This is a genomic window from Streptomyces sp. CRN 30, from assembly GCF_034105845.1.
The window spans coordinates 50,611-58,335 of sequence record NZ_JAVRHI010000571.1; the positions used below are offsets into that span (position 1 = coordinate 50,611).

Below are 7,725 nucleotides of genomic sequence, written 5' to 3' on the forward strand. Positions count from 1 at the left end.
CTCACGCGTGTCCGCGCCCACAGTGACCTCACCGTGCACGGGAGGCAAGTCATGGGCGACAAGGCGCACACACACCCCGGGGCCGCCGGCAGGGCACAGGCGGCCGACCATCCCGCGTCCGTACGGAATGTGGTGCTGGTCGGCCACTCCGGTTCGGGCAAGACGACTCTGGTGGAGGCTCTCGCCCTGACGGCGGGGGCGCTGAACCGGGCCGGCCGCGTGGAGGACGGCGGCTGTGTCTCGGACTACGACGAGATCGAACACCGGCAGCAGCGCTCCGTGCAGCTGTCCCTGGTGCCCGTCGAATGGGACGGGATCAAGATAAATATCCTGGACACACCCGGTTACGCCGACTTCGTCGGTGAACTGAGGGCCGGTCTGCGGGCGGCGGACGCGGCCCTCTTCGTCGTCTCGGCCTCGGACGGCGTGGACGGCTCGACCCGCATGATGTGGGACGAGTGCGCGGCCGTCTCCATGCCGCGCGCCATCGTGATCACACACCTGGAGGCCGCGCGGGCGGACTTCGAGGAGATGACGCGGATCTGCGCGGCGGCGTTCGGCGCCGACGACCCCGACGCCGTGCTCCCGCTGTACCTGCCGCTGCACGGACCGCGGACACCCGACGGGCACGCGCCCGTGACGGGCCTCACCGGGCTGCTGACGCAGAAGCTGTTCGACTACTCGACCGGGGAGCGCAAGGAGTCCGAGCCGGGCGAGGACCAGCTGCCGCTGATCGAGGAGGCCCGCAACCGGCTGATCGAGGGGATCATCGCGGAGAGCGAGGACGAGACCCTCATGGACCGCTATCTCGGCGGCGAACCGATCGACGTGAAGACACTCGTGCAGGATCTGGAACGGGCCGTGGCGCGCGGGGTGTTCTTCCCCGTCCTGGCCGCCGCCCCCGCGGCCGAGGGCGCCCGGCAGGGGCTCGGCACGGTGGAGCTGCTGGAGCTGGTCACGCGCGGCTTCCCCACCCCGCTGGAGCGCGCGGCGCCCCGGGTGACCACCCCGGACGGCCGGGCGCGGGAGCTGAAGCCGTGCGACCCGGAGGAGTCACTGGCCGCGGAGGTCGTCAAGACGTCGTCCGACCCCTACGTCGGCCGGATCTCGCTGGTGCGGGTGTTCTCCGGCACGCTCCGCGCCGACCGGACGGTGCACGTCTCCGGGCACGGGCTGGCCGACCGCGGCCACGAGGGCCGCGCCCTCCACGAAGCGGACGAGCGGATCGGCGCGCTGTCCACGCCGTTCGGCAAGCAGCAGCGCCCGGTGACGCACGTCATCGCGGGCGACCTGGCGTGCGTGGCGAAGCTGGCCCGCGCGGAGACCGGCGACACGCTCTCCGCCAAGGACGACCCGCTCCTGATGGAGCCGTGGGAGATGCCGGACCCGCTGCTGCCGCTGGCCATCCAGGCGCACAGCAAACCCGATGAGGACAAGCTCTCCCAGGGGCTGGCCCGGCTGGTCGCCGAGGACCCGACGATGCGCCTGGAGCAGAACCAGGACACCCACCAGGTGGTGCTGTGGTGTCTGGGCGAGGCACACGCCGACGTGGCCCTGGAGCGGCTGCGCAGCCGGTACGGCGTCCAGGTCGACGTCGTCGCGCACAAGGTGTCGCTGCGGGAGACGTTCGGCACCAGGTCGGCCGGGCGGGGGCGGCACGTCAAGCAGTCCGGCGGGCACGGGCAGTACGCGATCTGCGAGATCGAGGTGGAGCCGCTGCCGGGCGGGACGGGCATCGAGTTCGTGGACAAGGTCGTCGGCGGCGCCGTGCCCCGCCAGTTCATCCCGTCCGTGGAGAAGGGAGTCCGGGCCCAGGCCCGCAAGGGCGTCGCCGCCGGCCACCCGCTGATCGACGTACGGGTGACGCTGCTGGACGGCAAGGCGCACTCGGTGGACTCCTCCGACGCGGCCTTCCAGACGGCCGGGGCGCTGGCGCTGCGGGAGGCGGCGGCCGGCGCCCGCATCCATCTGCTGGAGCCGGTGGCCGAGGTGACGGTGCTGGTCGGCGAGGAGTACGTGGGCGCGGTGATGAGCGACCTGTCCGGGCGGCGCGGCCGGGTCCTCGGCACCGAGCAGACGGCCGGCGGGCGCACCCTGGTGCGGGCCGAGGTACCGGAGATCGAGATCGGGCGGTACGCGGTGGACCTGCGCTCCCTCTCGCACGGCACGGCCCGGTTCGACCGCCGCTACGCCCGGCACGAACCGATGCCGCCGCAGGTGGCGGAGCGGGTCCGGGAGGAGGCGCGCGGGAGCGCGTAGCCGGCCTCCGGCGCACTCCGGCGGTCTCCGTGCGGGGCGCCTTCCTCCCGTCGGCGGGCGGCCTCGGCCGTCCGCCGACGTGCGCCGGAACGGCGGGTTACGCTGACGACCTGATCAACAGGGTTGCGGAGCACGGAAGTCGGGAAGGCCGCAGATGCGAGAGCGGCTTCGAGTGGGGGCGGGAATGACCGACGGCGGGTACGCGGACTTCTTCGGGCCTCAGGTGCCCCGGACGGGGGACGGCAGCCAGGCGCCGACCGCCGCGCTGGCCTCGGCCGCGTACCGGGACAGCGAGATGGAGGAGATCAAGAAGGCCGACAACGAGTGGCACAAGACGACGGTCAAGAAGGGCAAGCTCGCGCTCTTCCGTCCCCGGCTCGGCGAGGCGTACTCCCGTGCCGTCGTGGACCGCATGCTGGGGTCCGGGCGCAAGCCCCTGATCCAGTCCTTCGGGACCGAGCCGCAGGTGGTCGTCGAGCACTGCCTGGCGGCGCTGCGCATCCGCCGGGAGCGGGACGACAAGCTGACCGCGGTGATCGTGATCTGCGGGGTGCTGTTCCTGCCGGGGCTGCTCATCGGACTGCTGATCTTCCAGATCCGGGCGTCCGTGGCCAGATCGAGCAACAAGCAGGCCGGGGCCCTGGCCACCGCCCTGCTCTTCGCGATCGGCGCGCTGGCCGTGCTGTTCCTGGTCAAGCTGCCGTTCGGCGGCTTCTGGGGCTGGTACGCGCGGGCGACGGTGATCATGCCCGTCGTCGGCTGGTACTGGGCCAAGCTGATCTGCGAGCGCACGGCGAAGGACCTGCGCAGCCGCTGGAGCGGTGTCCTCTCCGGCAGCGGCATGGGCGCCAAGATCCCCGAGGCGGTGCCCAGCAACCCCGGTGAGACGCACGCCGAGAAGCTCCGCCAGTCCCTGGCCGAGCTGGGCGCCGAGCAGCAGTCCAACTCGGTCTTCTACGCCGGCCCCAAGGGCATACTCGGCATGGGCACCCGCTGGGGCAGCTGGCAGCTGGCCGAGGAGCTGGTGCCGGCCGACCCGACCCGGGAGATCAACCCGTTCCGGAGCTGGGACGTCATCCGGTCCATCCACGACCAGCTGCGCATGCTGGAGCGCGGCCCGCTGAACACCGGCGGATTCCCCAAGCCGTCGCTGCGGCACTGGGTCGTCACCCCGGTCGACGAGAACGCCGGGGCGGTGAGCCGGCCGGGCGGCACGGACGTCGAGGCGTACCAGGTCAAGCCGCACGCGGTGCAGGAGATCTGCAACAAGCAGCAGTTCGGCAGCGGCGACCGCCACTACCTCGGCGTCCAGTGGGTGCTGTGGGACGGCGAGCTGGTCCTCACGATGCTGGTCACGGTGACCGTGCTGCACTCGACCCTGCGCATCGAGATCACCGGCCACGCGCTGGGCCCCGTCCACCGGCTCTTCTACGGCGGGCCGTCGGCGCCCAGCAAGTCGGTCCCCAAGTCGTTCAAGCCGTGGGAGAGCCGCACGGTCAAGCTGCCGCTGGTCCCGCCGCAGGAGGTCGTACGCCTCGCCGTGCGGGCCCCGCTCAACCGGTTCCCGAAGCCGCTGAACTGGCTCGGCGGCTCGATGGCCCTGCCCGAGCCGTTCGGTCTGCGGCACGCCTGGGCCGAGCAGCCCTGGCGGCACCGTTTCATGGCCGACGACGCGTTGCGCGCCGCGACGCCGGTCCTGCGGGTGGTCCACGCGGCGGCGATCCGGGTGCTGGAGGACAACGGCGTGAACGTGGAGAAGTTCGGTTCGCGCTCGGCATCCCTCAGCGGGGCGGTGCAGGACCCGACACCGGGCAAGGCGGACACGTACAACGCGTAGGGGTCGTGGGCGGTGCGCCCACGACCCCCTGTACAGGGTGACTGCCTGACGGCCTGGCGGCCTTGTCCTCAGACGCCGGACGGGCTGGGATATCGCCGGATCGTCAGGCCGGAGGCCATGCCTCCGCCAGCATCGTGCGGGTGTCGCCCAGCAGCTGCGGCAGCACCTTCGTGTGGCCGACCACCGGCATGAAGTTGGTGTCACCGCCCCAGCGGGGCACGACGTGCTGGTGGAGGTGGGCGGCGATGCCCGCGCCCGCGACCGAGCCCTGGTTCATGCCGATGTTGAAGCCGTGCGCGCCGGACGCGGTGCGCAGCGCCGTCATCGCCTGCTTGGTCAGCTCCGCCAGCTCGGTGGTCTCCGCCGCGTTCAGCTCGGTGTAGTCGGCGACGTGCCGGTAGGGCACGGTCATGAGGTGGCCGCCGTTGTACGGGTACAGGTTGAGCACCGCGTAGACGTGCTCACCGCGCCGGACGACCAGGCCGTCCTCGTCGGATTTGGCCGGGATCGAGCAGAAGGGACAGCCGTCGTCGGCCCCCGGGCCGCTCGGCTTGTTCTCGCCCTGGATGTACGCCATCCGGTGGGGCGTCCACAGGCGCTGGAACGCGTCCGGCGTTCCCACTCCCAGCTGCTGCTCCGGCTCACTCGTCATACGTGCAGCATATGGCGTCCGCCTGGGGGGACGGGGAAGGCCCCCGGGTATTCCCGGGGGCCTCAACCCCGCACCAGCGGGGACGACGGCACCTTGTGCCTGTGCGCCTTGCGGATCTTTGGAGCATCCCCGCGCCAGCGGGGACGACGACTACACCTGCACGCGACGTTCGACCACGTCAACGATTTTGGCGATTGCTTGGTCACGCGGGATGCCGTTCTCCTGCGATCCGTCGCGGTAGCGGAACGACACGGTGTCCGCGTTCATGTCCTCATCCCCGACGATGATCATGAACGGCACCTTCTGCTTCTGAGCCGTCCTGATCTTCTTCTGCATCCGGTCCGAGGAGCCGTCGACCTCCACCCGCAGCCCGGCGGCGCGGGCCTTGACGGCGAACTCCTCCAGGTACGGCACGTGCGCGTCGCCGATCGGGATGCCGAGCGCCTGGACGGGCGCGAGCCACGCCGGGAAGGCGCCCGCGTAGTGCTCCAGAAGGACGCCGAAGAACCGCTCGATGGAGCCGAACAGCGCACGGTGCAGCATGACCGGCTGCTGCCGGGAGCCGTCGGCCGCGGTGTACTCAAGGCCGAACCGCTTGGGCTGGTTGAAGTCGACCTGGAGCGTCGACATCTGCCAGGAGCGGCCGATGGCGTCCTTGACCTGGACGGAGATCTTCGGGCCGTAGTAGGCGGCACCGCCCGGATCGGCCACGAGCGGCAGGTTCTGCTTCTCGGCGGCCTGGCGGAGCGCCTCGGTGGCCTCCTCCCAGTCCTCGTCGGAGCCGATGAACTTGTCGGAGTCGTCGCGGGTGGACAGCTCCAGCTCGAACTCGGTCAGGCCGTAGTCGCGCAGCAGGTCCAGGACGAAGGTCAGGAGCGTGTCCAGCTCCTGGGGCATCTGCTCCTTGGTGCAGTAGATGTGCGAGTCGTCCTGGGTGAAGCCGCGGGAGCGGGTCAGGCCGTGCACGACGCCCGACTTCTCGTACCGGTAGACCGTGCCGAACTCGAACAGGCGCAGCGGCAGCTCGCGGTAGGAGCGGCCCCGGGACTTGAAGATCAGGTTGTGCATCGGGCAGTTCATCGCCTTGAGGCGGTAGTTCTGCTCGTCGAACTGGATGGGCGGGAACATGCCCTCCGCGTAGTGCGGCAGGTGCCCGGAGATCTCGAAGAGGTGCTCCTTCGAGATGTGCGGGGTGTTCACGAACTCGTACCCGTTGACCTCGTGCCGGCGGCGCGAGTAGTCCTCCATGACCTTGCGGATCACACCGCCCTTGGGGTGGAAGACCGCGAGGCCGGGGCCCAGCTCGTCGGGGAAGGAGAAGAGGTCCAGCTCGGCGCCGAGCTTGCGGTGGTCGCGCTTCTCGGCCTCGGCGAGGAAGTCGAGGTGCGCCTTCAGCTCGTCCTTGGACGGCCATGCGGTGCCGTAGATGCGCTGGAGCTGCGGGTTCTTCTCGCTGCCCCGCCAGTAGGCGGCGGCCGAGCGCATCAGCTTGAACGCCGGGATGTTCCGGGTGGTGGGCAGGTGCGGACCGCGGCAGAGGTCCTTCCAGCACAGGTCACCGGTCTTGGCGTCGAGGTTGTCGTAGATGGTCAGCTCACCACCGCCCACCTCCGCGTCGGCGCCGTCGGCGGCCTGCGCGGCGTTGCCCTTGAGGCCGATCAGCTCCAGCTTGTACGGCTCGTCCGCCAGCTCCTCGCGGGCCGCGTCGTCGGTGGTGACGCGGCGGGAGAAGCGCTGGCCCCGCTTCTGGATCTCCTGCATCTTCTTCTCGACGCGCTTGAGGTCCTCGGGGGTGAAGGGCTCCTTGACGTCGAAGTCGTAGTAGAAGCCGTCCTTGATGGGCGGGCCGATGCCCAGCTTGGCCTCGGGGAACAGCTCCTGCACGGCCTGGGCCATGACGTGCGCGGTGGAGTGGCGCAGGATGTTCAGGCCGTCCTGGGAGGACAGCTCGACGCCCTCGACGGTCTCGCCGTCCTGGACGACGTACGCGAGGTCCTTGAGCTCGCCGCCGACGCGGGCGGCCACGATCGAACGCTCACCGGCGAAGAGCTCGGCGGCCGTGGTGCCCGTCGTCACCACGCGTTCGTCCCGCTCGGAATCGCGTTGGATGATCACACGGACGTCTGACACCGGTCTCTCCTGACTGAAGTGGGTCGCGGCGCCATACCGGAGCGCTCGCAAGGGCGATCGTACCGACCCGGCACCCTTGCCCGCGAAATCATTGCTAGCCGGGGCCCTCGCCGCGCTCCTCGAAGGACTCCTCGAAGAAGGCCGCCGCCTCGACGTGCTCCTGCAACGCCTTGGCCAGCCGTTCCCGCTCGCCCTCGTCGACCTGGACGGGGACGACCTCGCCCGCGCCGGTGAGCCGGCGGAACCCGCCCCGGCTCTCCAGCAGGCCGCGCACCCGGACCGGCAGTCCGACGAGGTGGGCGTGGACGGCGGTGCGGTACGCCTCCTCGTCGAGGGTGATCCGGACGTGCGGGACGTCCGCGCCGGCGAGGACCCGCAGCCGTACGGTGCCGGGGCCCCGGGGTCCGGGCCTGCGCATCCGCACGACCGTGCCGGTGACGCGGACCTGCACGGACGGCTCCGACCTGAGGTAGCGCAGGCCGGCCTCGCGCAGTGCGGGCAGGTCGCCGGGGGTGAACTCGACGGGTCCGGCGGCGGCCGCGCCCCCCTCGGGCGCACCGGCGGAGGGGGCCCACTCGACGGAGATCCGGGCCCCCTCCGTGCCCCGGACCAGGGCGATGAGCGCCTCGGTCAGTTCGTGGCTGACGCCCGCGCCGACGGCGGAGTCGAAGGCGTCCATGCCGCCGGTGGCCCGCAGGTAGTCGACGGCCTCGCGGGCGGCGTGCAGGGCCTGGTGGAGCCGGACGGCGAGCGGGCGGCCGGTGCCGGCGGGCAGGTAGGCGGTGATGCTGTGGCCGCCGGCGGCCGGGCCGGTCAGGACGGAGTCGAGGGCCGCCGCGGCGGCGCG

General features: G+C 71.4%; 4 protein-coding genes and 1 pseudogene. 2 read left to right on the forward strand and 3 right to left on the reverse strand.

Features of this window, described 5'->3' with window-relative positions; genetic code table 11:
- The first annotated feature begins 51 nt into the window (after positions 1–51).
- Together UW392_RS66490 and UW392_RS66495 are read left to right on the forward strand one after the other, a co-directional pair.
- Positions 52–2,259, forward strand: coding sequence for an elongation factor G-like protein EF-G2 (locus UW392_RS66490; protein ID WP_320785170.1), 2,208 nt, complete (start codon positions 52–54; stop codon positions 2,257–2,259).
- Positions 2,260–2,443: 184 nt separating this feature from the next.
- Positions 2,444–4,096, forward strand: a complete 1,653-nt coding sequence (locus UW392_RS66495; RefSeq protein WP_320785171.1) for a hypothetical protein — start codon at positions 2,444–2,446, stop codon at positions 4,094–4,096.
- Between the two features lie 103 nt (positions 4,097–4,199).
- On the opposite strand, the gene UW392_RS66500 is transcribed toward UW392_RS66495, so the two are convergent.
- The 3 genes and pseudogenes from UW392_RS66500 to UW392_RS66510 form a co-directional block, all read right to left on the reverse strand.
- Positions 4,200–4,748, reverse strand: coding sequence for an HIT domain-containing protein (locus UW392_RS66500; RefSeq protein WP_320785172.1), 549 nt, complete (start codon positions 4,746–4,748; stop codon positions 4,200–4,202).
- Positions 4,749–4,898: 150 nt separating this feature from the next.
- Positions 4,899–6,878, reverse strand: coding sequence for a threonine--tRNA ligase (gene thrS / locus UW392_RS66505; protein ID WP_320785173.1), 1,980 nt, complete (start codon positions 6,876–6,878; stop codon positions 4,899–4,901).
- Positions 6,879–6,972: 94 nt separating this feature from the next.
- Positions 6,973–7,725 (reverse strand): annotated as a pseudogene (locus UW392_RS66510) (hypothetical protein); the annotation flags it as partial.

Coding starts and splice junctions, on each gene's coding strand:
- UW392_RS66490 (WP_320785170.1), top strand. CDS start 52: ATGGGCGACAAGGCGCACACACACCCCGGGGCCGCCGGCAGGGCACAG.
- UW392_RS66495 (WP_320785171.1), top strand. CDS start 2,444: ATGACCGACGGCGGGTACGCGGACTTCTTCGGGCCTCAGGTGCCCCGG.
- UW392_RS66500 (WP_320785172.1), bottom strand. CDS start 4,748: ATGACGAGTGAGCCGGAGCAGCAGCTGGGAGTGGGAACGCCGGACGCG.